General features: G+C 69.8%; 21 protein-coding genes. 13 read left to right on the top strand and 8 right to left on the bottom strand.

From position 1 onward, the window contains the following. Positions 1 to 189: 189 nt before the first annotated feature. The 5 genes from chvE to C0012_RS10110 all read left to right on the top strand — a co-directional run bounded on the left by chvE (position 190) and on the right by C0012_RS10110 (position 7,005). Entirely contained in the window at positions 190 to 1,341 is a 1,152-nt protein-coding gene (gene chvE / locus C0012_RS10130) for a multiple monosaccharide ABC transporter substrate-binding protein (RefSeq protein WP_110590001.1), read from the top strand. A 96-nt stretch (positions 1,342 to 1,437) separates the two neighbouring features. Beyond that, positions 1,438 to 2,991, top strand: a complete 1,554-nt coding sequence (gene mmsA / locus C0012_RS10125; protein WP_110589865.1) for a multiple monosaccharide ABC transporter ATP-binding protein — start codon at positions 1,438 to 1,440, stop codon at positions 2,989 to 2,991. Next, positions 2,988 to 4,211, top strand: a complete 1,224-nt coding sequence (gene mmsB / locus C0012_RS10120) for a multiple monosaccharide ABC transporter permease (protein WP_110589864.1) — start codon at positions 2,988 to 2,990, stop codon at positions 4,209 to 4,211. The genes mmsA and mmsB overlap by 4 nt, the downstream gene beginning before the upstream one ends. A 148-nt stretch (positions 4,212 to 4,359) precedes the next feature. After that, positions 4,360 to 5,895 (top strand): DNA recombination protein RmuC, encoded by a 1,536-nt coding sequence (gene rmuC / locus C0012_RS10115; RefSeq protein ID WP_110589863.1) that lies wholly within the window; start codon positions 4,360 to 4,362, stop codon positions 5,893 to 5,895. Between the two features lie 54 nt (positions 5,896 to 5,949). Then, on the top strand, positions 5,950 to 7,005 hold the full coding sequence (locus C0012_RS10110) for an amidohydrolase family protein (RefSeq protein WP_162621918.1): 1,056 nt from the start codon (positions 5,950 to 5,952) through the stop codon (positions 7,003 to 7,005). Between the two features lie 46 nt (positions 7,006 to 7,051). On the opposite strand, the gene C0012_RS10105 is transcribed toward C0012_RS10110, so the two are convergent. Further along, complete coding sequence (locus tag C0012_RS10105) at positions 7,052 to 8,422, bottom strand: amidohydrolase family protein (RefSeq protein ID WP_110589861.1); 1,371 nt, start codon at positions 8,420 to 8,422, stop codon at positions 7,052 to 7,054. 80 nt (positions 8,423 to 8,502) lie between these two features. On the opposite strand from C0012_RS10105, the gene C0012_RS10100 reads away from it, so the two are divergent. After that, positions 8,503 to 9,795: an amidohydrolase family protein gene (locus C0012_RS10100; RefSeq protein WP_110589860.1), complete on the top strand. Its 1,293-nt coding sequence runs from the start codon at positions 8,503 to 8,505 to the stop codon at positions 9,793 to 9,795. Positions 9,796 to 9,800: 5 nt separating this feature from the next. Here C0012_RS10100 and C0012_RS10095 read toward each other — a convergent pair whose 3' ends face one another. Together C0012_RS10095 and C0012_RS10090 are read right to left on the bottom strand one after the other, a co-directional pair. Continuing rightward, complete coding sequence (locus C0012_RS10095; RefSeq protein WP_110589859.1) at positions 9,801 to 10,748, bottom strand: PDR/VanB family oxidoreductase; 948 nt, start codon at positions 10,746 to 10,748, stop codon at positions 9,801 to 9,803. Beyond that, a complete protein-coding gene (locus C0012_RS10090) occupies positions 10,745 to 11,311 on the bottom strand; it encodes a helix-turn-helix domain-containing protein (protein ID WP_110589858.1) in 567 nt (188 codons plus the stop codon). The genes C0012_RS10095 and C0012_RS10090 overlap by 4 nt, the downstream gene beginning before the upstream one ends. A gap of 119 nt (positions 11,312 to 11,430) precedes the next feature. Here C0012_RS10090 and C0012_RS10085 point away from each other — a divergent pair, with 119 nt between their 5' ends. Genes C0012_RS10085 through C0012_RS10055 form a run of 7 tightly spaced genes read left to right on the top strand, consistent with a single transcriptional unit; the run spans position 11,431 to position 18,221 of the window. Continuing rightward, the gene (locus C0012_RS10085) at positions 11,431 to 12,654 is read left to right on the top strand and encodes an amidohydrolase family protein (RefSeq protein WP_110590000.1); all 1,224 of its coding nucleotides are present in this window, start codon (positions 11,431 to 11,433) and stop codon (positions 12,652 to 12,654) included. After that, positions 12,651 to 13,421, top strand: coding sequence for an ABC transporter ATP-binding protein (locus C0012_RS10080; RefSeq protein ID WP_110589857.1), 771 nt, complete (start codon positions 12,651 to 12,653; stop codon positions 13,419 to 13,421). Before C0012_RS10085 ends, C0012_RS10080 begins: the two co-directional genes overlap by 4 nt. Continuing rightward, positions 13,418 to 14,257, top strand: coding sequence for an ABC transporter permease (locus C0012_RS10075; protein ID WP_110589856.1), 840 nt, complete (start codon positions 13,418 to 13,420; stop codon positions 14,255 to 14,257). The genes C0012_RS10080 and C0012_RS10075 overlap by 4 nt, the downstream gene beginning before the upstream one ends. A gap of 37 nt (positions 14,258 to 14,294) precedes the next feature. Beyond that, positions 14,295 to 15,476 (top strand): substrate-binding domain-containing protein, encoded by a 1,182-nt coding sequence (locus tag C0012_RS10070; RefSeq protein WP_110589855.1) that lies wholly within the window; start codon positions 14,295 to 14,297, stop codon positions 15,474 to 15,476. Further along, on the top strand, positions 15,473 to 16,807 hold the full coding sequence (locus C0012_RS10065) for an FAD-binding oxidoreductase (RefSeq protein ID WP_110589854.1): 1,335 nt from the start codon (positions 15,473 to 15,475) through the stop codon (positions 16,805 to 16,807). The genes C0012_RS10070 and C0012_RS10065 overlap by 4 nt, the downstream gene beginning before the upstream one ends. After that, on the top strand, positions 16,804 to 17,583 hold the full coding sequence (locus C0012_RS10060; protein ID WP_110589853.1) for a creatininase family protein: 780 nt from the start codon (positions 16,804 to 16,806) through the stop codon (positions 17,581 to 17,583). The genes C0012_RS10065 and C0012_RS10060 overlap by 4 nt, the downstream gene beginning before the upstream one ends. Beyond that, on the top strand, positions 17,580 to 18,221 hold the full coding sequence (locus C0012_RS10055; protein ID WP_110589852.1) for a pyridoxine/pyridoxamine 5'-phosphate oxidase: 642 nt from the start codon (positions 17,580 to 17,582) through the stop codon (positions 18,219 to 18,221). The genes C0012_RS10060 and C0012_RS10055 overlap by 4 nt, the downstream gene beginning before the upstream one ends. Before the next feature lie 3 nt (positions 18,222 to 18,224). Here C0012_RS10055 and C0012_RS10050 read toward each other — a convergent pair whose 3' ends face one another. From C0012_RS10050 to pucL, 5 genes are read right to left on the bottom strand one after another with little or no spacing between them, the layout of a single operon-like run. Continuing rightward, on the bottom strand, positions 18,225 to 18,794 hold the full coding sequence (locus C0012_RS10050) for a nucleotidyltransferase family protein (protein WP_110589851.1): 570 nt from the start codon (positions 18,792 to 18,794) through the stop codon (positions 18,225 to 18,227). Then, positions 18,791 to 19,891: an XdhC family protein gene (locus C0012_RS15810; RefSeq protein ID WP_110589850.1), complete on the bottom strand. Its 1,101-nt coding sequence runs from the start codon at positions 19,889 to 19,891 to the stop codon at positions 18,791 to 18,793. The genes C0012_RS10050 and C0012_RS15810 overlap by 4 nt, the downstream gene beginning before the upstream one ends. Beyond that, complete coding sequence (locus C0012_RS10040; protein ID WP_110589849.1) at positions 19,888 to 22,635, bottom strand: molybdopterin-dependent oxidoreductase; 2,748 nt, start codon at positions 22,633 to 22,635, stop codon at positions 19,888 to 19,890. The genes C0012_RS15810 and C0012_RS10040 overlap by 4 nt, the downstream gene beginning before the upstream one ends. Further along, positions 22,632 to 23,435: an FAD binding domain-containing protein gene (locus tag C0012_RS10035; RefSeq protein WP_110589848.1), complete on the bottom strand. Its 804-nt coding sequence runs from the start codon at positions 23,433 to 23,435 to the stop codon at positions 22,632 to 22,634. Before C0012_RS10035 ends, C0012_RS10040 begins: the two co-directional genes overlap by 4 nt. A 34-nt stretch (positions 23,436 to 23,469) precedes the next feature. After that, positions 23,470 to 24,384, bottom strand: coding sequence for a factor-independent urate hydroxylase (pucL, locus tag C0012_RS10030; RefSeq protein ID WP_110589847.1), 915 nt, complete (start codon positions 24,382 to 24,384; stop codon positions 23,470 to 23,472). Position 24,385 lies beyond the last annotated feature (1 nt).

Here is a 24,385-nt window from a genome sequence, read left to right as displayed (position 1 = left end):
CGGTCTGCGCTCCTCTCCGAGTCGCCGGGCGTCAGCCGTATGTTATGCGAAAGTAATTTGTCCGCAGGGTCAGCAATATGTAGTCTGCCATGCAGCGGTCCGGCGTGATGAGTGCGCCGGCGCTGGAGTACATGGCGATCCCGCGCCTGGTGGGAGCGCTCCCTTTCGATGGAGAGAGACACAGCAATGATGCGAAATGGCCTGCGGATGATCGGCGTCACGGGCGTCGTGGCCCTCGGAATCGGTCTCGCCGGATGCGCGAGCGATGGCGGATCCGGAAGCGAAGGCGGCTCGGAAGGAGCTGCGGAGGACATCACGGTCGGCGTCGCGATGCCGACCGAGACCTCGGAGCGCTGGATCGCCGACGGCGAGGCCGTCGAGTCGCAGCTCGAGGAGGCCGGCTACGAGGTCGACCTGCAGTTTGCGAACGACGACATCCCGACGCAGCAGCAGCAGCTCGACCAGATGATCACGAACGGCGCAGACATCCTCATCGTCGCCTCGATCGACGGCACCGCGCTCGCGACACAGCTCGAGAACGCCGCGGGCAAGGGGATCCCGATCATCGCCTACGACCGCCTCATCAACGGCACCGAGAACGTCGACTTCTACGTCACCTTCGACAACTACACGGTGGGCGTGCAGCAGGCGCAGTCGCTGCTGCGCGGCCTCGGCTACCTCGACGAGAACTACGAGGAGACCGGCCTCGACGAGGAGAAGATCATCGAGGTGTTCGCCGGTTCGCCCGACGACAACAACGCGACGTTCTTCTACAACGGCGCGATGGACACGCTGAAGCCGTTCCTCGACGACGGGCGCCTGACGATCGGATCCGGCCAGGACGACTTCGACACCGTGTCGACCCTGCGCTGGGACCAGGCGACCGCGCAGAAGCGCATGGAGGACCTGCTCACGAGCACCTACGACGGCGGCTCGAAGCCCCTCGATGGCGTGCTCTCGCCCTACGATGGCATCTCGCGCGGCATCATCACGGCCCTCGACAACGCGGGCTACGGCGCGACGATCGAGGCGGGCCTCCCGGTCGTCTCCGGTCAGGACGCCGAGATCGCGTCGGTCAAGATGATTCGCGACGGCGTGCAGTACGCGACGATCTTCAAGGACACGCGCAAGCTCGCGACGCAGGCCGTCGCCGCCGCGTCGGCGTACGCCGAGGGTGAGGAGCCCGAGGCGAACGACACCGAGTCGTACGACAACGGCCTGAAGGTCGTGCCGTCGTTCCTGCTCGAGTCGGACATCGTCGTCTCGGACAACATCGGCGAGCTCCTCGTCGACTCCGGCTACTGGACCGAAGACGAGATCGAGGCGGGCGTCGCGGAGTAATCCGCCCCTGCAGGCCGACGTCCGCCGGGCCGCCCGCGCGGCGGCCCGGCGGACGCGGGCCAGCGATGCTCAGAATCATGAACGACAGGAGCAGCGATGTCTGACGCGATCCTCGAGATGCGCAACATCACCAAGAACTTCCCCGGCGTCAAGGTGCTCAAAGATGTGAGCCTCAGCGTCGAGCGCGGCGAGATCCACGCGATCTGCGGCGAGAACGGTGCCGGCAAGTCGACCCTGATGAAGGTGCTCTCCGGCGTCTATCCGCACGGATCCTTCGACGGTGAGATCGTCTTCGACGGCGAGTCGCAGCGATTCCACGCGATCAAGGATTCGGAGCACGCGGGCATCGTCATCATCCACCAGGAGCTGGCCCTCGTGCCGGCCCTGTCGGTGACGGAGAACCTCTTCCTCGGCAACGAGATGACCCAGGGCGGCCTCATCGCCTGGCACGACGCGAACGCTCGAGCGGCCGAACTGCTCGAGCGCGTCGGCCTGCGCGAGAACCCGACGACCCCGATCGGTCAGCTCGGCGTCGGCAAGCAGCAGCTCGTCGAGATCGCGAAGGCGCTGACGAAGGACGTCAAGCTCCTGATCCTCGACGAGCCGACCGCGGCGCTCAACGACAACGACTCCGAGCACCTGCTCGGGCTGCTGCGCGATCTGCGCGAGCAGGGGATCACCTCGATCATCATCAGCCACAAGCTGGGTGAGATCGTCGACATCGCCGACTCGACCACGATCATCCGCGACGGCGAGACGATCGAGACGATCGACATGCACGGACCCGATGCGACGCAGGACCGCATCATCCGCGGCATGGTCGGGCGCGCGCTCGAGAATCGCTTCCCCGATCGCACCCCGAACATCGGCGAGGAGATCTTCCGCGTCGAGAACTGGCGGGTCATGCATCCGACACAGCCGGGGCGCGTCGTCGTCGACGACGCCTCGATCTCGGTGCGCGCGGGTGAGATCGTCGGCATCGCCGGCCTCATGGGGGCGGGCCGCACCGAGTTCATGATGAGCGTGTTCGGCCGCAGCTACGGCCGCGACGCTTCCGGCAAGGTCTTCCTGCACGGTCAGGAGATCTCGACCCGGACCGTCAAGGACGCCATCGCGAACAAGATCGCGTACGTCTCGGAGGACCGCAAGACGTACGGGCTCAACCTCATCGGCGACATCAAGACGAACGTCTCGTCGTCGGCGCTCGGCAAGCTCTCGACGGCCTCGATCTTCGTCAACAGCAACGAGGAGATCAAGATCGCCGAGCAGTACCGGCGTGACCTCAACATCAAGTCGCCGACCGTGGCACAGGTCGTGGGCAACCTCTCGGGCGGAAACCAGCAGAAGGTCGTTCTGTCCAAGTGGCTCTACACGGACCCCGAGGTGCTGATTCTCGACGAGCCCACGCGCGGCATCGACGTGGGCGCGAAGTACGAGATCTACGAGATCATCAACGCCCTCGCGGACGCGGGCAAGGCCGTCATCGTCGTCTCGAGCGAGCTGCCCGAGCTGCTCGGGCTGTCGGACCGCATCTACTCCCTCGCCTACGGGCGGATCACCGGCCAGCTTCCCGCCGCCGAGGCGACGCAGGAGAAGCTCATGGGCCTCATGACTATCGAAAGCTCTTCCCCGAAGGAGGCCGCCGCATGAACAACGTGCTGGTGGAGGCCAAGAACCTCGTCACTCACAATCTGCGCACGTCCGGCATCTACATCGCGTTCATCGCGATCATCGTGATCTTCACGGTCGCCACCAAGGGCACGCTGCTCAGTCCCGAGAACGTGACGAACATCGTGCTGCAGAACGCGCACATCCTCATCATGGCGCTCGGCATGATCCTGGTGATCGTCGGCGGTCACATCGACCTCTCGGTCGGCTCCGTGCTCGCCTTCGCCTCGGCCGTGTCGGCCGTGCTCGTCATCCGCATGGACATGCCGTGGTGGGCCGGTGTGCTCGCCGCGATCGTCACCGGCATCGTCGTGGGCGTCTGGCAGGGCTTCTGGGTCGCGTTCGTCGGGATCCCCGCATTCATCGTGACGCTCGCCGGCATGCTGCTGTTCCGCGGGCTCGCATGGCTCGTTCTCGACAACGTGTCGCTGTCGCCGTTCCCGCGCGAGTATCGAGAGGTCGCGAGCGGGTTTATCGACCCGGTGTTCGGCGTGATCACGGTCGGCGAGGGTGAGGGGCTCAAGGGCGTCGCGCAGACGGTCGACGTCTTCACGCTGCTGATCGGCGTGCTCGCGGTGATCGGTCTCGTGGTCAGCTCGTGGCGCAGCCGCCGCACCCGCATCGGTTACAACCAGCCGGTCGAGTCGATGACCCTCTTCGTCGCGAAGCTCGTCGCGGTCGCCGCCGTGCTGCTTGCATTCGCGTGGGCGCTCGCCTACAACCGCGGCTTCCCGATCGTGCTCATCATCGTGGCGGTGCTGATCCTCGTCTACCAGGTGGTCACGAACCGCACGGTGTTCGGCCGTCACGTCTACGCGGTGGGCGGCAATCTGTCGGCCGCGCGCCTCTCGGGCGTGAACGTCAAGAGCGTGAACTTCTGGATCTTCGTCAACATGGGCATGCTCACCGGTATCGCCGCCGCGGTCTTCTCGTCGCGGTCGAACGGTGCACAGCCCGGCATGGGCGAGATGTTCGAGCTCGACGTCATCGCGGCCTGCTTCATCGGCGGCGCCTCGACGATGGGCGGAGTCGGTCGCGTCGGCGGTGCCCTCGTGGGTGGCCTCGTCATGGCCGTCATGACGAACGGCATGCAGCTGATGGGCGTGCCCCAGTCGACCCAGCAGATCGTCAAGGGCCTCGTGCTCCTGCTCGCGGTCGCGTTCGACATCTACAACAAGCGTCGCGCCGGCGCTACGCGCTGAACCTCGCACAGGCGCCCGCGGAATCTCCGGATCCCGCGGGCGCCTTCGCGTGCGCGGGGGCGATGGGTCGGGAGGACGCACTCGCATGTCGGACCTCCCCGATACTGTGGCGACGCGGATCCGCCGACGCTGAAGAGAAGGAACCCACATGGATGCAGCACTGGTCATCGTCATGGTGGTCGCGGGCCTCGCGATCGCGCTCGCGGGGGTCGTCGGATTCCTGATCGGGCGGCAGCGGGCGTCCTCCGACGGCACCGCCGCGCAGGCCGAGCTGGCGGCGGGGCGCCTGCAGATCGAGAGCCTGCAGCGCGATGTGCAGGCGCAGCGCGAAGCGGCTGATCAGCGCGTACAGGAAGAGCGCGCCGCGGCCGAGCGGCGAGCGGCCGCCGCCGCGCAGGAGGCGCGGCAGCGTGACGAGCAGACGCGAGCGCTGCACGAGGAGCGGCTGCGCGAGGAGCGCGAGCGCGCGACGGCGCGTGTCGATGAGGTGCGCCGGGAGGCGCAGGCGCAACTGGAGCAGGAGCGCGAGCGGTCCGAGCAGCGTATCGCCGAGCTGCGCGATGACCAGAAGCGTCTCGCGGACGAGTTCGATGCGCTTTCGAAGAAGGCGCTCGAGGCGAACTCGCGCGCATTCCTCGAGAGCGCCGACGAGCGATTCAAGCGTGCGCAGACCGAGAGCGCCGCCGAGCTGCGCAAGCGTGAGGAAGCCGTCGGGCGGCTCGTCACACCCATCAAGGAATCGCTCGATCAGGTCAAGACCGAGGTCACGTCGGCCGAGAAGGCACGCACGGTGACGAGCGCCGAGCTGAAACAGCAGATCCTGGCGATGCAGGAGAGCTCAGAGAAGCTCGGATCCGAGACGAGGCGCCTCGTGAACGCCCTGCGCGCGCCGCAGGTGCGCGGTCGCTGGGGCGAGTCGCAGCTGCGGCGCGTGGTCGAGGCCGCCGGCATGCTCAACCACGTCGACTTCGGCGAGCAGCCCACTCACGCGACCGACGGCGGCGATTTGCGCCCCGACCTCGTCGTGCATCTCGCGGGAAGCAAGCATGTCGTCGTCGACTCCAAGGTGGCCTTCACCGGATACCTCGAGGCGATGGAGGCGACCGACGATACGGTGCGGGCGCAGCGCCTCGACGCGCACGCGCGGCACATGAAGAAGCACATCGACGATCTCGGCGCGAAAGAGTACTGGGACGCCGTGTCGGGCTCGCCCGAGTTCGTCGTCATGTTCGTGCCGGCCGAGCCCTTCCTCGCCGCCGCCCTCGATCGCGACGCGACGCTCTACGAGTACGCGTTCGACCGCAACGTCGTCATCGCGACGCCGTCGACGCTCGTCGCCCTGCTGCGCACGGTCGGGCACGCGTGGCGGCAGGATCAGCTCGCACAGGAGGCCCAGCAGATCTTCGAGGTCGGAAAGGAGCTTCACAAGCGCCTGAGCGTCCTCGGCAAGCACCTCGCGACGCTCGGCGGCCGCCTCAACAAGACGGTCGAGGCGTACAACTCGTTCTCGTCGTCGCTCGACAGGAACATCGTCACGCAGGCGCGGCGGTTCAGCGCGCTGCAGGGCCTCGACGACGCCATGCCCGACCCCACACCCGTCGAGGCGCTCGCGACGCCTCCGCAGAAGGAAGACCTCTTCGAAATCGAGGCGGGGGAGGAGGCGGAAGAAGCTGAGCGCGACTGAGGACGTGCCCGATATCTTCGCGCCTCTGACGCCGTCGCGACTACCGTGGAACCCGTGACACCTGACCTCCCCAGCTCTACCTCCATCGCGGCGCGACGCACCCTCGTCGGCGAGTCCTTCCGGCCCGCGACTGTCCGTATCACCGACGGGCGCATCAGCGGCATCGGCCGCTTCGACGCGCAGGCCGACACGGTCGTCGATGAGGCCCACGTGCTGATCCCCGGCCTCGTCGACCTCGCGGGCGCGGGAACGGCTGAGGGGACGGCGCGCGCGGCGGCGGGCGGCGTGACGACGATCGCAACGACCTCCGAGTCGCCCGCGGCGCAGAGGGAAGCGGCCTCCGGAGAGACATCCGTCGATGTTGCACGCCGCGTCGCGGTCTCCCCGGCGACGCTCGGGGACATCGCGGCACTCCTCGACGCGGGCGCGATCGGACTCTCGTGCGAGCTCGCGGTCGACGGCGGCGACGCCGACGCGCTGGATGCCGCGGGCCTGGAGCGTGCGCTCACCGAGGTCGCGGCGCACGACAGCGCGCTCGCCGTGACCCTGCGAGGGCAGGACGAAGCGGCCGGCGTGAGCCTGGTGGCCGAGGCCGCTCGCCGCGCGGGGGCGCGGGCGCACGTCGTGGCCGTCGCCACCCCCGAGGGCATCGACGCCGTGCGGCGGGCGAAGCTCGGCGGCGCGCCCGTCACAGCCGATGTCGCGGCCGGGGACCAGCTTTCAGACCCTGCCTGGGACGGTCTCCTCGACGGTGCGATCGATGCGATCGCGGGCGGGCTCGACGCATCGATCCTCGCCACGACGTGGGCGGCGGCGCAGAGCCGCGGCCTCGAGCTCGAGCAGTTCCTCCCGCTCGTCGCGGCCCGACCGGCTGTGGCCCTACGCCTGGCGCGCGGGGAGATCGAGCGTGGCGCGCCCGCGCACCTCGCCGTGTTCGCTCCCGACGAGGGATCCGTCGTCGCGAGCTATCTGCGGGGCGCGCGCGTGTTCTCCCTCGCGGAAGGCGTGACCGCCCACGCGGGGCGTGAGATTCTCGCGGGGGACGACGAGGGCGAGCTCGACGGAGTCGTCGCCCTCGGCACGGGCACGCTGCCGGCCCCCGGGGCGTAAGCCGCTGCAACTCACCGTGTCGGTCGAGCGGTAACCGCAGCACGCCTCATCGCGGGTGGCCGTGATCCGTGATGAACTCCGGCAGCTCGTGCACGCGCGCTGTGGCTTCGGCGGCGAGCGGATTCTTCGAGGCGCCGCCCGCGTTCACGAGCTCGCCTCCGACGTAGACGGCCTCGAGATTGCGCGGCGTCATGGAGAGCACGTAGCTGCGCACGGGATGCCACAGAGGGCCGACGTCGGGCGAGAGCGGGTTCACGACGACGAAGTCAGCGAACTTCCCGGGCTCGAGGCTGCCGACTCGATCGTCAACACCCATGATCTCGGCGGCGCCGAGCGTGTGCAGCCGGAGCATCTGTTCGGGCATGATCGAGCGGGGATCATGCGTCCGTGCGCGTTGCGCGAAGATGCCGATGCGCATGTTCTGCCACGGGTCGGACACGTCGGTGCACGCCTGATCGTCGAGCCCGACACCGACGCGCATGCCGCGCTCGATCATCTCCGGGACGAGCGCGATGCCCGAGGCGAGCCGTCCGTTCGACGCGGGCTGCCATGACATCGCGGCGCCTCCCGCCACCGCCTCGTCGATGATCTCGGGTGTCGTCTGGATGAAGTGGCCGAAGACGAACCCGAGCCCCAGCGCGCCCGCGTCGCGGTAGAGCGCGAACTTCGACTGCTGGTGCCCGACGGCTTCCGGTGACTCGAGGAAGTGCGCCTGATTCGTGACGCCGTGCCGGCGCATGGCTTCGACCTCGAACTCGGCGGCGGCAGGATGGGGCGACCACTGCACCTGACCCATGATCGAGCTGCCGAGGGCAAGCTCGGGGTTCATCGACCGCGTGTGCGCGACCTCTGCGGCGAAGCGTGCGAACACCTCGTCCTCGTCACCGACAGTGACGTCCATCCCGGCCGCGTCGACGAAGCGGATCCCGGCATCGCGGCAGCCGTCGGCCTGACGGGTGTGATAGCGCAGATCGCGCAACGGTGCCGTGCCCGCACGGCGCCCGTCGACCATCGGCTCCCACGCCTGGAGCGGGTCCGTGAAGTTGTATGCGGTGGTCACCCCGTGGGAGAGGAAGTCGAGGGCGCCGTGCACTGTCGACCAGTAGATCTGCTCGGGTGACATGTGAGCGGTGGTGCCCAGCATGGAGTCGCACCAGCCGTAGAGGGTTTCGGCGACGCCGAGACCGCGGAGGCCGCTCGTGAACAGATGCGAATGGCTCGAGACGAATCCGGGTGCCACGAAGGCGCCGGCAACATCGAGGGTCCTGTCGGCTCTCGTTCCGGTTGGCGGATCCCCGGCCCCGAGAGCCGAGATCCGCCCGTTTTCGACGAGCATCCATCCGCGGTCGATGAATCCGGGGTCATCCGTCCCCGCAGGGATCGTGATGAGGCGCGCGGACGTGACGAGGAGGCTCATGCGGCCGACGTTATGCCGGGTGTGTTTCCGGCTCGTCACGGCGGGCGAGTCGTGCCGCGCCGCGTGATACCAGTGGACAGATGAACGATGTCACGCTCCGCAGTCCGCGCGCCGTCTGGTCGATCGACGGGGAGGGCGAAGGCGACGTGCATGCCGTCGATGGCGTCGTCGCCAGTCACGCGTCGCCCGATGCGGAGGTCATCGACGTGTCGGGGTGTGTGGTGACCCCCGGGCTGGTCAACGCGCACCACCATCTTCTGCAGACCGCCTTCCGAACGCTGCCCGGCACCCGCGGCGTCGCGATGCGCGATTGGCTTCCCGTGATGGCCGACGCCTACCGCGAGGCCGAGATCGACGGCTCTCTCGCCTATGCGGCCGCGCGTGCCGCGATCGCGGAGGGGCTGCTCTCGGGTGTCACGACGATCGCCGACCACCATCTCAACTGGCCGGCCGGCGTCGGAGGCGACGTCGACATCGCCCGCGCCGTCGAGCGCGCACGCGCGGAGCTGGGGTCGCGGCTCGCCTTCGTCCGCGGCACGGCGGGAGACGAACCGGACCGTGCGGCGGCAAGCGCCGATGCGATCGCCGCAGCACTCGCGCCGGAGCGGGGCGGTGTGTCAGCCGACGGGATGACCCAGGTCGCCGTCGGGCCTGCCGGTGTCCACAGCGACGGTCGAGCGACGTTCGAAGCGCTGGCGCATGTCGCGCGCGAACGTGGGCTGCGCCGCCGCACGCAGGCGAACGAGCAGGTCGATACCGAGATCGCCCTCGCGCGATACGGACGGCGTCCGCTCGAGCTGCTCGACGCGTGGGGCTGGCTCGAGACGGACGTCACGATCGCCCACCTCTGCGACGTCACGGACGCCGAGATCGATCTGCTGGCAGAACGCGGCGTGACGGCGACCCACGCGCCCGGGTGCGACGTGCCGATGGGGTGGGGGATCGCTCCCGTTCGACGCCTGCTCGACGCCGGCATCGGAGTTGGTCTCGGAACGTCGGGCGGAGGGAGCAACGACGCGGGGCACCTCCTCGCCGATGCGCGCCTCGCGATGCAGGTTTCTGGGCTCGTCGGGCCGCAGCTGGAGGCGCGCGAGCTCCTGGCTGCTGCGACCGCCGGATCCGCGCGGGGACTCGGTCGCGACGACCTCGGGCGGATCCGCGAGGGCGGAGCCGCGGACCTGTGCGTCTGGGACATCTCCGGGGTCGGCGATGCCGGATCCGCAGACCCCGTGGGCGGACTGCTGTGGATGTCGCCAGGCCGGCGCCCCCGGCACGTCGTCGTGGCCGGGCGCGTCGTCGTGCGCGACTATCGGCTTGTGTCGGCGGACGAAGGCGAGATCGTCGCCGCGCTTCGCGAGCGTGTCGGGCGCTGACTTCCCTACACGTCCAGGACGAGGCGCGGACAGGCCGCACGAGACACGCAGATCATCATGACGGGGCTGCTGCGGCGTTCCGCCTCGCTCAGCACGCGGTCCCGGTGTTCCACCTCGCCGTCGACGACGACGGTCTCGCATGTCCCGCAGGTGCCCTCGCGGCAGGACGATACGGTGAAATGGCCGTTGTCCTCCAGCACTTCGAGCACGGAGCGATGCGCGGGGATCTCGAAGACCTCGCCCGTCGACAGCGTCTCGACCTCGAAGGGTGTCGCCGGTTTCGCCTTCTCCGGTTCGGGTGTTGAGAAGGGCTCGACGTGCAGGGCAGGAGGGCCGGCCGCGTGGAGCGCGTCGAGCATCGCCTCCGGCCCGCAGGCCCAGATCGGGGCGCTCCCCGCTTCGTGCGCGATCCGCGCCAGATCGGCCCGGCTGCCCTCGTCGCTGACGTGCAGGTGCACTCGATTGCCGAGGGTGGCAAGCTCGTCCGCGAAAGGCAACGCCTCCCGTGACCGCACGCACACGTGCATCGTCCAATCGGCGCCGAGGTCCCTCGCCCGACGTGCCATCGGCAGGATGGGCGTGATCCCGATGCCGCCGGCGACGAACACGACCGTTTCGCCGGCTGCCGGATCTGCGAAGGCGAAGTTCGTGCGGGGGCCGCGCGCACGGACGATGGCGCCCGGGCGCAGCGCGTGCGCCGCGACGGATCCGCCGCGCCCGGAATCGTCGCGGAGGACCGCGATCTGCCATCGCCCCCGGTCATCGGGATCCCCGCAGAGTGAGTACTGTCGCTCGAGATCGGCGGTGGGCATGAGATCGATGTGCGCGCCCGGGTCCCAGGCTGGCAGGGGGCGGCCGTTCGCTGCGGCGAGGCCGATCGAGACGATGCGGTCGGCGACCAGCGTGCGATCGGTCACGACGATCTCGCGCTCGACGTCGCTGAAGAAGCTCATGCCCGGTCGTTCCCTTCGGGTCCTTCTGCTCGGCTGGCAGTCGTCCTCTCCTTCACCACGAGAAGGCGATAGGGCGCGCCGTCAGCGCTCGCCCACCGGTGCGGCGTCCCGCCGGCGAAATAGACGGCCCCGCCTTCGGCGAGGACGTCGAGGCGATCCGGGCCGAGGTCGATGAGGGCCCGCCCCGCGAGAACGGTCACGAACTCGTCCTCGGGGTGGGTGTAGTACTCGCCGAGATCGGTCGACGCGCCCTGGACGTCGATGACGGTGAAGCGGGTGTCGCCGCTTGTCAGCAGGCGCGCATCGGCGGCGCCGAAGGAGCCCGTCGCCTGCTGCGCCGAGAGGAGGGGCGTGCCGCTCATCAGCTCGACCTGACTCGTCCCGAGGGCGCGGGCGAGGCGGGTGAGCGAGTCGAGGCTGGGGTTCGCCCGCCCGCGCTCCACCTGGCTGACGAACGGGTGAGACAAGTCGGCGCGTTCGGCGAGCTGCACGATCGTGAGCCCGAGGGTGCGTCGGCGCGCGCGGATGGCCGGGCCGATGTGGGGGCCGGTGGTCTCGCTCATCGGGTTCCTCCGAGAGGGGTGCGGATGTCGGTTCGAGATGGAAACGCTGGGGAAACATCGCGGGCCTAGCGTCAAGGATGTTGATCTCATCAACATTACCTCGACCCCAGGTGTACCACATGAGCTCCTTCTCCCCTCGCCGCCTCCGTCGCGCGACCCTCGCCGACGGTCAGGTCGTCGACGTCGAGATCGACGCCGACAAGGTCGGCCTCGTTCGCCCCGCGTCGACGGCACCCCTCGCGCTCGACGATCTGGATCTCGAAGGGTGGCTGCTGTTGGCCGCGCCGGCCGATCCGCACACGCACCTCGACAAGGCCCTGTCGTGGGACGCGATCCAGCCGCCGTCCGGAGACCTCGACCGTGCGATTGCCTCCTGGCTCGACTACTCGTCCGGAGTTGACGAAGACGAGATCCACGACCGATCTCTGCAGGCGATTGAGCGGTACCTCGGCAACGGGACGACGGCCATTCGCACCCACGTCGATGTTCCCGCCGAGGGCGACGCGACTCGCGGCGTGCGGGCGGTGGCGCGGGCGCGCGAGGCATTCGCGGGACTCATCGACGTCGAGATCGTCGCTCTCGCGGGGCGGGAGATCGACCCGGCTCGCATGGAGAGCGCTCTGGCAGCCGGGGCAGACCTGGTCGGCGGTGCGCCGCACCTTGCCCCAGACGAGGGCGGCGACCTCGAGGCCCTCCTCCGGCTTGCCGAGCGCCACGGGGTCGGCGTCGACTTCCACGCCGATGAAGCGCTTCGCCACGGGACGACTCTCGCCCATCTCTCGAGGCGTACACGCGACTGGTCGGTCACGCGCACCGCGAGTCATTGCGTACGGCTGTCGATGCTTGATGACGCCGAGCTTGCCCCGCTGCTGATCGACGCCGCTCGCGCCGGCGTCGGGGTGATCGCGAACCCCATGACGAACCTCTACCTCCAGGGGTGGGGCGATCCCGTCGCGACACCGCGCGGCATCGCGCCGATCCGGAAGCTGCGCGCGGCGGGGGTCGTCACGGCGGCGGGGGGAGACAACGTGCGGGACCCGTTCAATCCGCTCGGACGGGCCGACCCGTTCGAGACAGCGATGCTCCTCGTCGTCGCGGCGCATCTGTCGATCGAAGAGGCCTGGGACGCCGTGTCCGCGAGCGCTCGCCGCGTCATGGGGCTGCCACCGGCGGGCCCCGTGGACGGACTCCGAGCGGACCTGCTCGCCGTCCGTGCCGACTCGCTCGCGGAGGCCGTCGCCTCGGCGCCGGCCGATCGCATCGTCATCTCACGCGGCCGCGTCGTCGCGCGAGCCGATACGACGCGCTGGATGGTTCCGCGCACACGTAAGGAGGATCAATGAGCACTGCGACGATCGAGCGAGTCTCTTCCGCGACCGCCCCTCTCGTCGAGTTCCGGGACGTCGGCATGACCTACGACGACGGCACGGTCGCACTCGAGCATGTGGACATCGAGGTGCGGCGCGGCGAGTTCGTGACCGTGGTCGGGCCGTCCGGATGCGGCAAATCGACCCTGCTGCGGATCGCGGCGGGTCTCGAGGCGAACACGGCCGGATCGTGTGAGACGCGGACCGATCGCGTCGGCTTCGTCTTTCAGGACGCGACGCTCCTGCCGTGGCGGAACGTCGAGAAGAACGTCGAACTCCTGGCCGAGCTGGGTGGCCTGCCCGGAGCCGCACGGGCCGCGGCGGCACGCAGCGCCATCGACCTCGTCGGCCTCGCGGGATTCGAGAAGTCGATGCCGCGACAGTTGTCGGGCGGCATGCGCATGCGTGCCTCGCTCGCGAGGTCGCTCACGCTGGATCCCGACCTGTTCCTCTTTGATGAGCCGTTCGGCGCCCTGGACGAGATCACCCGGCAGCGGTTGAACGACGAGCTGCTCCGCCTCTTCGATCAGCGCGGATTCGGGGGACTGTTCATCACCCACTCTGTTGCGGAGGCCGTGTACCTCTCGACGCGCGTGGTCGTGATGTCTGGCCGACCCGGCCAGATCGTCGACGTCGTCGACGTCCCCTTCGACACCCCTCGCGATCCGGAGATCCGCTTCACTTCGGAGTTCGGAGCGCTCGTCGGTCGTGTCTCGCACGCACTGAAGGAGGCCCACACATGAGCCGGACCGTCGATATCGCCGCGCCCGCGGCCGACGTGGCCGCACGCCCGAAGCGCCGCCCCGCATGGGTGTCCACCGTCTGGCCGCCGATGATCGTCTTCGCGGCGATTGTCGCGGTCTGGTCGATCGCGAGCATGCTCCTGGGCGACCGGAGCTTCCTCCTCCCCGCCCCGTATCGGATCTTCACGGACGGTCTGTTTGACCCGATTGTCGGGCCGGAGATCCTCGAGGCACTCGGACAGACCACGCTGGTCGCCTTCATCGGTCTCGCCATCGCGATCGTCGTGGGCATCGGGTGGGCCGTCGTCATGCTTCAGGCGAAGTGGGCCGAGCGATCGCTCTATCCCTACGCCGTGATCCTGCAGTGCATCCCGATCCTGGCGCTCGTCCCCCTCATCGGGTTCTGGTTCGGCTACGGGCTGCCCGGTCGCATCATCGTCTGCGTCCTCATCGCACTCTTCCCGCTCGTCTCGAACACGCTCTTCGGGCTGCAGTCCGTCGACAGGTCTCAGAAGGAGCTGTTCCAGCTCCAGCGCGCCGGCCGCTGGACGACGCTCTGGAAGCTCCAGCTCCCGGCCGCGCTGCCCTCCATGTTCGTCGGACTGCGCACGTCGGCGGGCCTGTCGATCGTGGGCGCGATCGTCGGCGACTACTTCTTCCGTCGCGGCGCCCCGGGCCTCGGATCCCTGATGAGCGCCTACACCTCGCGGCTGCTCGCCGCCGAGCTCTACGCGTCCGTCGTCGTCGCCGCCCTCCTCGGCGTCGCGATCTTCGTGGGCTTCGGCCTGCTGTCGCGGCTCGTCGTGGGCCGCTGGTACGACGCCACGAAAGCCTGATTCCCCTTCTCCCGTCACACGAAAGCGAGCCACTCTCATGACGCATCCTCTCCGCCGGCGCCCTGCCGCCGTCGCGACGCTGGGCATCGCCGCCGTCGCGCTCACCGCCTGCTCGGGCGGATCCGCCCCGCAGGACGCGGCCGCCGACCTCGAGGTCGGTGCCCTCGACCTCTCCGCTGTCTGCCCGGAGACGGTCGTCGTGCAGACCGACTGGAACCCCGAGTCGGAGCACGGTCATCTGTATCAGCTCATCGGCGACGACCGTGCGATCGATGCCGACAGCAAGTCGGTGTCGTCGCCTCTCGTCGTCGACGGGGAGTACACCGGCGTCGACTTCGAGGTCCGCTCGGGCGGCCCCGCGATCGGCTACTCGACCGTCAATTCGATCATGTACCAGGATGATGCGATCACGCTCGGCTACGTGCACTCGGACGCGGCGATCTCGTCGTCGGCGGTGACTCCCGTCGTCGGCGTGATGGCGCAGATGGACGTGAACCCGCAGATGGTCATGTGGGATCCGGAGACCTATCCCGAGGTCGAGACGATCGAGGACCTAGCCGGGGCGCTCGAGGAATCGGGGGGCGCGTGGCGCTACTTCGGTGGCGCCGCATATATGGAGTACCTCATGGCGGCCGGCATCGTTCCGGAGTCGATCGTCGACGGCGGGTACGACGGCACCCCCGCGGCGTTCGTGTCGGATGCCGGGCTCTCGGCGCAGCAGGGCTTCGCCTCGGCCGAGCCGTACATCTACGCCAATGAGGTCGACGCGTGGAACAAGCCCGTCGACTACGCGCTGATCGCGGACGCGGGCTGGGACATCTACGGATCCGCGCTGTCGGTGCGCGCCGACCGGTTCGAGGAGCTGTCGCCCTGCTTGGAGGAGCTCGTCCCAATCCTGCAGCAGGCGGAGGTCGACTTCTTCGCGGACCCTGCGGAAGCGAACCAGCTCATTCTTGAGCTCGTCGCGGAATACGACAACGGCTGGTCCTACTCGGAGGGTGTGGCCGACTACGCGACGGAGACGCTCCTTGCGGACGGCATCGTGTCGAACGGCGACAACGACTACATCGGCGACTTCGATCCGGAACGCGTGCAGGAGTTCTTCGAGACCGGCATGGATCTGTTCCAGCAGATCGCGGCCGATGTCGATCCGGAGCTGGAAGCCGAGGACATCTACACCAACGAGTTCCTCGACACGTCGATCGGACTGCCCGAATGAGCGCCGTGACGGCAGAGCGGGCGCCCGTCGTCGAGCTGCACGACGCGCTCGTGGAGTTCCTCGGACCTCGGAATGTCTCGACAGACCGCCGGATGCTCGAACGTGCCTCGGTCGACGGGGCGCGCATGTCGCCCGTCATCAGCGAGCGGCTCCCCCTCGGCATCGCCGAGATCGTCGCCTTTCCGACGACCGCGGAGGACATCGCGCGCGTCGTGCAGGAGGCTGTGTCGCGCGGGATCCCCGTGACCCCGCGCGGCAAGGGCACCGGCAACTACGGTCAGGCGATCCCGTCGACGGGCGGGCTCGTGCTCGACACGTCGCGTGCCCGGACGATCCATGAGGTCGGAGACGGAACGATCACGGCCGACGCGGGGGCGCCCATGGCGCAGCTCGAGCAGGCCGCGCGTGAGGCCGGCCAGCAGCTGTGGATGTATCCGTCGACGATGAACTCGTCGATCGGCGGCTTCCTCGCGGGGGGATCCGGCGGCACAGGCACGATCGTGCATGGCGCGAACCACATGGGATTCGTCGTCGCTCTCGACGTCGTGCACGCCGATGGCTCAGGGCTGACACACGTCGAGGGGGAGGCCGCGCAGCGCTATGTGCACAACTACGGTACGGCGGGCATCATCGCCCGTGCGACGGTCCGACTCGAGCCCGAGGTCGCGTGGCGAGCGCTGTACGCGTCGTTCCCGAGTTTCGGCGGATCGCTGTCGGTGGTCCGCGAGATCGGCCGACTCGAGCCGCGACCGCGCCTCGTGTCGGCCGACACGGTCGAGGTATCGGCGGCCCTGCCCGACGATGACGCGATCCCATCTGGGCGGTCGAGTCTCCGCGCGATCGCTCACCCCGACGCGGTCGCGGAGATCACTCGCCTGATCGCCGACGCGGGTGGACGGGTCGAGGCCGTTCGAGACGGGGCGGTCGAGGGGGCGAAGCTCTCGACGCTCAGCTACAACCACCCGATCGAGTGGCTGCAGAAGTCCCGTCCGGGGTTCTACTACCACCTCGAGGTCGCGGGTGACGTCCTCGCCGACGACATCGACCTCGTGCACGCCACGATCGGCGACGGACTCCTCCACATCGAGGCGGGCCACACGGTCCCGATCGGCATGCTCGCCTCGGAGTACGTCGGGCCGGAAGCGGTCGAGGCGGCGATCGAACGGCTCACAGCGATCGGTGTGCGCGTGCACAACTGCCACCAGTGGAACGTCGACTTCGAGGTGCAGCGCACGATCGAGGTCGCTCGGACGACGGACCCTCGCGGGCTGCTCAACCCCGGCAAGCTCAATCCCGACTACACCGGGCCTCAGAAGGGATCCATCCGATGAGCCGCCTGCTCACCGATCTGCCTCAGCCGGCGGCCATCGAGGCGCTGACGGAAGAGTCTGTCGTCGTGCAGCCCATCGGCGCCCTCGAGCAGCACGGCTCGCACCTTCCTCTCAGCACCGACCTCGTCATCCCGGAGGAGATCGGGACTCGCGCCGTCGATCGCGCGGTCGAGAACGGTGTCGATGCCTGGCTTCTGCCGTCGATCGCCGCGAGCAAGAGCGACGAGCACCACTGGGCGCCGGGAACGATCTGGATGGAGGCCTCGACGATCTGGAACACGCTCGTCGACGTCGGGCGATCGGTCGCCGAGACGCCTGCACGCACGCTCGTCTTCCTCAACGGGCACGGAGGCAACTCGGCGCTCCTGCAGGTCGTGAATCGCGAGATCCGTCGCCGGTACGGGCTGCGCACGTTCTCGCTCGGCTCGGGTACCCAGCGCGCGGGCGGTTCCGCCGAGGGAGGGCCGGACGAATTCGGCATGGGGATCCATGCCGGTCACTCGGAGACGAGCGTCATGCTCGCCCTGCGCCCCGAGCTCGTCGACATGTCGCGCGCCGTGCGCAGCGTCCCGGAACACATCGCGGGGTTCTCCACGATCGGGTTCAACGGGGCTCCCGTCAGCTTCGGCTGGACCTCGGACGATTTCGGACCGAGCGGTGTGATCGGAGACCCGACGCAGGCGACCGCAGAGTACGGGCGCGCCCTCGTCGAGGAAGGGACCGAGTTCGTCGCGACCGCCCTCGCCGAGATCTCCCGATTCCGGCACGCCGCATGACGGCGTCGAGGCTGCTCGGAGCGGCCGGGATCGTCCCGCCCGCCGAGGGAGAGCGTCCCGTACAGGACGGGCGTGCACCCGCCGATCCGGCCGCGCTCCTTCTGTCGTGGCTCCCCGCGGACGATGCCCCGGAACGTCCGCTCGCGACGCTCGCGACGGTCGACGAGGATGGCGTGCCCGATGCGCGCACGGTTCTCGTCTCGGCGGTCGACGGTGTCTCCGTCGCGATCCACACGGACGTCGGCAGCAGGAAGGCGCAGCAGCTGCGCGCTCGCCCGGTCGCGGCCCTCGTCGTGCGATGGCCGGAGGTTGCGCGTCAGGTCGTGCTGCGCGGAAGCGTGCGTCGCGACACCGCCGCGGGCGAGCGCGCCGCGTTCGACCGGCGCAGCCGCTACCTTCAGCTGCTCGCTCTCCTCAACACTGACCAGCTGGCGAACCGTCCGCGCGTCGAGCGGGAAGACGCGTTCGCGCGCGCCGATCTCGCGCACGACGAGCCGGCGATGCCGGCGAGCTGGGCGGGGTTCTGGCTTCTGCCGGACGAGATCGCGTTCTGGGAGGGCGCGGAGGGCGGGCCGAGCCGCCGCGTCCGGTACACGCGGGGCGACGCGGGATGGACTCGGACGTACGTCGCCGGTTGACGCTCACGGCGACTCGTCGATGTCTGCGCCGTCCCAGAGATCGGCGCACTCGACGCGGGCGGAGCCGTGGGACCGGAGATACCCGCTGGCACCGCGGTCGCCGCTCGCCTCGCGGCGGATCGGCTCCCAGTGCTCGCGCCCGATCAGAACCGGGTGGCCTGGTGTTCCCGCGTAGACGGCGCGTGCGAGGGCGTGCGGACCAGGTGGGACGACGTCGAGGACGCGGCGGCAGACCGTCGTCGGCATCGCGGGGGTGTCGACGGGGATCACGAGGGCCGCGCGCGCCGCCGTCTGCGCGGCGGCTTCCAGCGTGTCGCGCAGGCTCGCCGCGAGCCCGGTCCGCCACCCGCGCACCCACACGGCGCTCGCCCGTGGCGGGAGGATCTGCTCGACCGCGTCGGCCGAGGCGCCGACGGCGACGAGGATCTGCCTGCATCCTGCGCTGTCGAGAGCCGCCACAGCGAGCCGGAGCCACGACCGCCCATCGGTGGTGCGCGCGAGCGCCTTCGGCCCCCCGAAGCGTGTGCCAGCTCCGGCCGCAAGGACGATCCCGCAGAGCTGGTCGGAACTCATGCGCCTTCCGCTCCGCTCAGATGCACGGGACCCGTCCGCTCCGACAGCGGCGCGCCTGTCGCGCCGTTCCGGCGCGCGACGATCTCGGCGAGGATCGACAGCGCGGTCTCCTCGGGGCTTCGGCCGCCGAGATCCAGGCCGATCGGCGAACGGAGACGGGCCATCTGCGCGGCCGTGACGCCGGCCTCGCCCAGCCGCTGCACGCGGTCGTCGTGGGTCGCGCGACTCCCCATCGCACCGACGTATCCGGCCGGTCCGTCGAGCGCGAGCCGCAGCGCCGGCACGTCGAAGCGGCTGTCGTGCGTGAGGATGCAGATCGCGGTGGCCGCATCGATGTCCGTCGACGCGAGATAGCGATCGGGCCACGACACGACGACCTCCGCATCCGGGAAGCGTTCGGGCGAGGTGAAGGCCGGTCGCGCGTCGACGACCGTGCAGCGAAAGCCGAGAGCCGCGGCGAGGCTCGTGAGCGGCACGGCGAACTGGACGGCGCCGACCACGATCAGGCGCGGTGCCGAGCCGAATGGGACGAGGAGGAGCGATGGCGCCGCATCGTCGGCGCGGCACCCCTCCGCGTCGTAGGCGAGCACGCGCGCGCGGTCGCCGCGGACGAGAGCCGCGGCGTCCGCAAGCATGCGGCGCGTGGACGGATCCTCGGCGTCCGCGCCGACGTCGTCCCCGACGATCCAGGAGCGACCGGTCCGCTCGCCCGCGATCGCGAGGGCGCAGCCGATCGCCCCGTCCGCGGCCGCGAGCGCGCACAGCTGCCGTGCGGCGTCGCTGTCTCGCGGGACGGGGCGCACGAGCACGTCGATCTCGCCGCCGCAGGTGAGGGCGATCCCATGCACAGGATCGTCGTCGACCCCGTACCGGTGCACGCGGGAGGAGCCCTCGCGCAGCGCCTCGCCGCCGTCGGCCGCGACGGCGGCGTCGACGCAGCCGCCCGACACATTGCCGATCACGGTGCCGTCCTCGTCCACGAGCATGCTCGCGCCGAGTTCTCGCGGCGCGCTGCCGCGGATCCCCACGACCGTCGCGAGCGCGAAGGGGCGCCCATCGCGCGCCCACCGCGCCGCGACCGGCAGCACGTCCCTCATGGCGTCTCCTCTCGGGAGATCAGGCGCCAGATCCGGTCCCGCGACATGGGGCTCTCGTACGGCCGCCTGCCGATCGCCCGGCGGATCGCGTTCGCGAGGGCCGGCGCCACAGGGTTGTACGGCGACTCGCTCATCGACTTCGCGCCGAACGGGCCGAGATCGTCGGCGGTCTCGGCGAACAGGACCTCGGTGTCGGGGATGTCGGCCATCTGCGGGACGCGGTAGCTGCGGAAGACCGGCGTCGCGACGGATCCGTCCTCCGCCGTCATGACCTCTTCGTACAGCGCCCCGCCGATGCCCTGTGCGACGCCGCCCTCGACCTGACCCCGGCACTGCGCCGGATTCATGACCGTGCCGGCGTCGGCCGCGTGGACCGAGTGGAGGATCCGTACGGCACCTGTCTCGGTGTCGACCGCGACGCGGAACGCCTGCACATCGAACGCGAGGCTGCGCAGTTCGCCGAGCTCGCTCCCGTCTGTGCGCAGACCGTTCTCGAAGCGGTGCTCGGCAGGGGCCGCCGCGACGAGATCGGCGAAGGAGACGAGTGCCCCGTTCACGCGGACGCCGTCGCGCTCAAGCACGCAGTCGGCGATCTCCGCGCCCGTGAGCCGGGCCGCCGTCTCGCGCAGCACATCGCGCAGCGCGAGCGCCGCGGCGTGGAGCGCCTTGCCGGCGACCGTCGTGCCGGCCGAGGCGAAGGCTCCCGTGTCGTACGGTGCGGCGTCGGTGTCTGAGTGATGCAGACGGATCCGGTCGGGCGTCGTCGCGAGATCCGTCGCGACGATCTGCGTGTGCACCGTCGTCGTGCCGTTGCCGAACTCGCTCGTGCCGACCCCCACGTCGATCGAACCGTCGGGCCGCAGCGTCACGGTTACGTGCGAGATGTGCCCGAACGGCGCCATCGTGGCGATCATCGCCGCAGCCATCCCCTCGCCGACGCGCCATGAGTCGCCCTCGGGCACCGGATCCCCGCCCGTCGCGAGGGCGCTCTGCGCGAGATCGAGGCACTGATCGAGGCCGTAGCTGCCCCACACGATTCCCGGCTCGGGCGCCGATCCGTGGGCGAGGACGGGATCCTCCGGGGCCACCGCGTTGCGTCGACGCAGCTCGAACGGATCCAGGCCGAGCTCGATCGCGAGCTCGTCCATCGCCGACTCGATCGCGAAGCTCACCTGCCCCAGGCCGTATCCGCGGAAGGCGCCGGACGGCACGTTGTTCGTGTAGACGGCCTCGGCGTCGACGCGCTTGGCGGGGGAGCGGTACAGGCTCATCGACTCGGCGCATGCGTGGAACAGCACGCCGCGGGAGTGGTTGCCGTACGCGCCCGCGTCGGCGAGGAGGTCGAGCTTCATCGCTGTGAGCCGTCCATCGGCGTCGGCTCCGAGCGAAACCGAGACGCGCATCGGATGGCGCACAGTCGTCCGAACGAACTCCTCGTGTCGATTGAGCTCGTATGCGACAGGACGTCCCGTGCGCTGCACGGCGACGGCCACGAGATCCTCGCACAGCAGCTCCTGCTTGCCGCCGAACCCGCCGCCGACCCGAGCCGTCATCACGCGGATCCCGTCGGGCTGCAGCGACAGCAGGCGCGCCAGTTCGTCGCGCACGAGGAACGGCACCTGCGAGCTCGTCCGGATCGTGAGGCGCCCGTCGTCGGCGATCCAGCCGACGGCGCCGCGGGTCTCGAGCTGCGCATGCGCGACGCGCGAGGTGCTCCACGTGCCCGAGACGCGCGTGTGCGCGCAGGCGAGGGCAGCGTCGACGTCGCCGAAGCCGTCGTGCACGCTCGTGATGACGTTGCGGTCCGGCTCGTCGACGCGATCTTCGGGCGTGCGATCCGCGTGGAGGAGCGGGGCACCCGGCCGTCGCGCTTCCTCGGGATCGAAGACGGCGGGCAGCGTCTCGTACTCGACCCGGATCCGTCGGCACGCCTCCTCGGCGGCGGCAGCCGAGTCGGCGACGACGGCCGCGACGCGCTGGCCGACGAAGCGCACGCGGTCGTCGAGCACGCGCGTGTCGTCGGGGTCGTCCTCGCGGTGCTCGTGGCGTCCCGTCGAGAAGCGGGGGAGGTCTTCGACGTCGCGGTGGGTGAGCACGAGCGCCACTCCGGGCACGCGCTCGGCCTCGGACGTGTCGATCGAGACGATCCGCGCGTGCGCGTGCGGGGAACCGAGCACGCGCAGCACCTGCGCGCCGGGCACGACGGGATCGAAGGTGTACGGCTCGGTGCCCGACACGATCCGCTCCGCCGCGGGAGGGCGGGTCGAGCAGCCCACGCGCGCGTCGGCTCCCGTGCTGCCGAGGTTCTCGGCGCCGCGCCTCTGGCCGTCGCGGATGGACTCGCGGATCGCTCGATAGCCGGTGCAGCGGCACAGGCTTCCCTTCATGAGGCGCGGGAGATCATCGGGATCGTCTTCGAGCGACGACGCCGTGACGACCATGCCCGGCGTGCAGTATCCGCACTGGAACCCGAAGCCGTCGACGAACGCGCTCTGCATCGGGCTCAGCTCGCCCGGGGTTCCGAGCCCGGCGGCTGTCGTCACCTCTCGGCCATCGATGCGCTGCGCGGGGAAGATGCACGAGTGCACGGGTGCACCGTCGACGAGGACGCTGCAGGCCCCGCAGTCGCCCGCGTCGCAGCCGCGCTTGACCTCCGTGTGCCCGTGGTCGCGCAGATGGGTGCGCAGGCACTGGCCGGGCGCGGGATTCCCGTCAACCTCGGCGCCGTTGATCCGGAACTTCACGAGGCGAGCTCCTCTCGGGTCTGTGCCGCCAGGACGCCGCTCACGTGTCGGCGCCAGTCGGCGGCGCCGAACGGATCCGAGTAGTACCCGTCGAGAGATCGGACATCGGCGGCGAGGCGCACCGCGTCGGGAAGTGCGTCGTACCGCAGCACGGCCGGTCGCTCGACGGCTGCCGTGACGCTGAAAACGGCCCGGCCATCCTCGTCGACGCGCCCGATCACGACGGCGCCCGAGCGACCGAGCTCGGCGAGCGCGATCTTCCGGAACGCCGTCCGCGCACGCAGGGCGTGTCCGGGGATGTCGAGCGCGCGCAGCACCTCGCCGTCGCGGAGCGAGGTCGTTCCGTTGCCGGTCACGAGATCCGCGACGGGCAGCCGGCGCTCGCCGCCGTCGGGTGTCCACACGAGCGCTTCGGCGTCCAACGCCGTGCAGAGGGACACCATCGCGCCCGCGGCGAACGCGCGGCACACGTTTCCGCCGACCGTCGCGACGTTCCACACCTTGAATGAGGCGAGAAGGGCGGTCGCCGCCTGGAAGAAAAGGGGGTGTGCGCGCCACGTCGGCTCGGGCGGCATCTGCGCGAGCTCGGCGATCGTGCACGTCGCCGCGATCCGTAGACCGTCCCCGACGCGCTCCAGCGCGGGCCAGCCCATCGTCGTCAGATCGACGAGCCCTGTGGTGCCGATCTGTGGTTCGGAGTAGAGCCAGGTCCCGCCGCCGAGGATCCGCTCGCCGTCCGCCAGCATGAGATCGTCGCGCGAGCGCGCGGCGCGGTATGCCGAGACGGTGTTCAGGTCCACGCGCGCCCCTGATTCCCGGGCCGTCGTCGCGGTGTCATACGAAGCTCGGCAGCTCGTGCCAGGCCTCGGGCGCATCGGCGACACCGTCGCGGATGACGCTGCCTTCGATGAGGCCGTAGGGGCGGTCATCGGCGATGAAGACCTCGTTCTCGTTCTCGAGACCGAAGCGCGCGAGGTCGTAGACGAAGTGGTGCTTGTTCGGCATTGCGAAGCGCACCTCGGCGAGTTCGGGGCGCGCGGCGATCGCGGCCTTGCCCATCTCGTAGAGCGTCTGCTGCAGGGCGAGCGAGTGCACGTCGGCGAAGCGCTCGAGCAGCACGCGGCAGACGTCGTCGTAGACGCCGTTGTAGTCGATGCCGGCGTCGACCGCCTCGGGGAGAAAGCGCCAGCGGCCCGTGACGCTCGTCGCCATGATGCGGTCCTGCGTCTCGGGCAGGGTCGTGAACTCGGTCTTCGGGTACCCCCAGAACTCGGACCCGGTCGACTTCAGCACCGTGAGGTCCTTCACCCCGCCGGTCACGTGCGTCGCGCCGTCCAAGACCTGCACGGCGGCGAGGCGGGTGGCCCGGCCGTTTCGCACGAACGAGTGGTCCTCGCCGGGGCCGCCCGACGCGATGCGATCCCATGAGTACTGCTCGGCCTGCCAGAGCCCACCGTCGATCCAGTCGAACTCTCCCGTGAAGTGCTCGGCGAGGGTCTGCAGGAACCGCTCCGGGGAGCCGACGCCATGCGTCTTGGCAAGGGCGAAGACAGTGTTCTTCTGGGTGTCCGTCGCGACGATCCGCGTGTTGTCGCCCGTGAGGAAGGATCCGTCGACATCTCCTCGCAGCTGCGACGTGACGTTGAGGTCTTCGATCTCGTGGCGTGGGGTGTCGCGCGTGATGCGCACGAGACGCACCTCGGCCTTGCCGTACTTGTTCGGGCCCAGGCGCACGGAGACGTCGCTCATG

The organism is Microbacterium suaedae (genome assembly GCF_003254645.1).
In the GTDB taxonomy this organism is placed as follows: domain Bacteria; phylum Actinomycetota; class Actinomycetes; order Actinomycetales; family Microbacteriaceae; genus Microbacterium; species Microbacterium suaedae.
This window is presented reverse-complemented; position numbering and strand designations above follow the sequence as displayed.

Coding starts and splice junctions, on each gene's coding strand:
- chvE (WP_110590001.1), top strand. CDS start 190: ATGCGAAATGGCCTGCGGATGATCGGCGTCACGGGCGTCGTGGCCCTC.
- C0012_RS10075 (WP_110589856.1), top strand. CDS start 13,418: ATGAGCCGGACCGTCGATATCGCCGCGCCCGCGGCCGACGTGGCCGCA.
- C0012_RS10065 (WP_110589854.1), top strand. CDS start 15,473: ATGAGCGCCGTGACGGCAGAGCGGGCGCCCGTCGTCGAGCTGCACGAC.
- mmsA (WP_110589865.1), top strand. CDS start 1,438: ATGTCTGACGCGATCCTCGAGATGCGCAACATCACCAAGAACTTCCCC.
- C0012_RS15810 (WP_110589850.1), bottom strand. CDS start 19,891: ATGAGGGACGTGCTGCCGGTCGCGGCGCGGTGGGCGCGCGATGGGCGC.
- C0012_RS10105 (WP_110589861.1), bottom strand. CDS start 8,422: ATGAGCCTCCTCGTCACGTCCGCGCGCCTCATCACGATCCCTGCGGGG.
- C0012_RS10095 (WP_110589859.1), bottom strand. CDS start 10,748: ATGAGCTTCTTCAGCGACGTCGAGCGCGAGATCGTCGTGACCGATCGC.
- C0012_RS10090 (WP_110589858.1), bottom strand. CDS start 11,311: ATGAGCGAGACCACCGGCCCCCACATCGGCCCGGCCATCCGCGCGCGC.
- C0012_RS10080 (WP_110589857.1), top strand. CDS start 12,651: ATGAGCACTGCGACGATCGAGCGAGTCTCTTCCGCGACCGCCCCTCTC.
- C0012_RS10050 (WP_110589851.1), bottom strand. CDS start 18,794: ATGAGTTCCGACCAGCTCTGCGGGATCGTCCTTGCGGCCGGAGCTGGC.
- pucL (WP_110589847.1), bottom strand. CDS start 24,384: ATGAGCGACGTCTCCGTGCGCCTGGGCCCGAACAAGTACGGCAAGGCC.
- C0012_RS10070 (WP_110589855.1), top strand. CDS start 14,295: ATGACGCATCCTCTCCGCCGGCGCCCTGCCGCCGTCGCGACGCTGGGC.
- rmuC (WP_110589863.1), top strand. CDS start 4,360: ATGGATGCAGCACTGGTCATCGTCATGGTGGTCGCGGGCCTCGCGATC.
- C0012_RS10100 (WP_110589860.1), top strand. CDS start 8,503: ATGAACGATGTCACGCTCCGCAGTCCGCGCGCCGTCTGGTCGATCGAC.
- C0012_RS10085 (WP_110590000.1), top strand. CDS start 11,431: ATGAGCTCCTTCTCCCCTCGCCGCCTCCGTCGCGCGACCCTCGCCGAC.
- mmsB (WP_110589864.1), top strand. CDS start 2,988: ATGAACAACGTGCTGGTGGAGGCCAAGAACCTCGTCACTCACAATCTG.
- C0012_RS10060 (WP_110589853.1), top strand. CDS start 16,804: ATGAGCCGCCTGCTCACCGATCTGCCTCAGCCGGCGGCCATCGAGGCG.
- C0012_RS10055 (WP_110589852.1), top strand. CDS start 17,580: ATGACGGCGTCGAGGCTGCTCGGAGCGGCCGGGATCGTCCCGCCCGCC.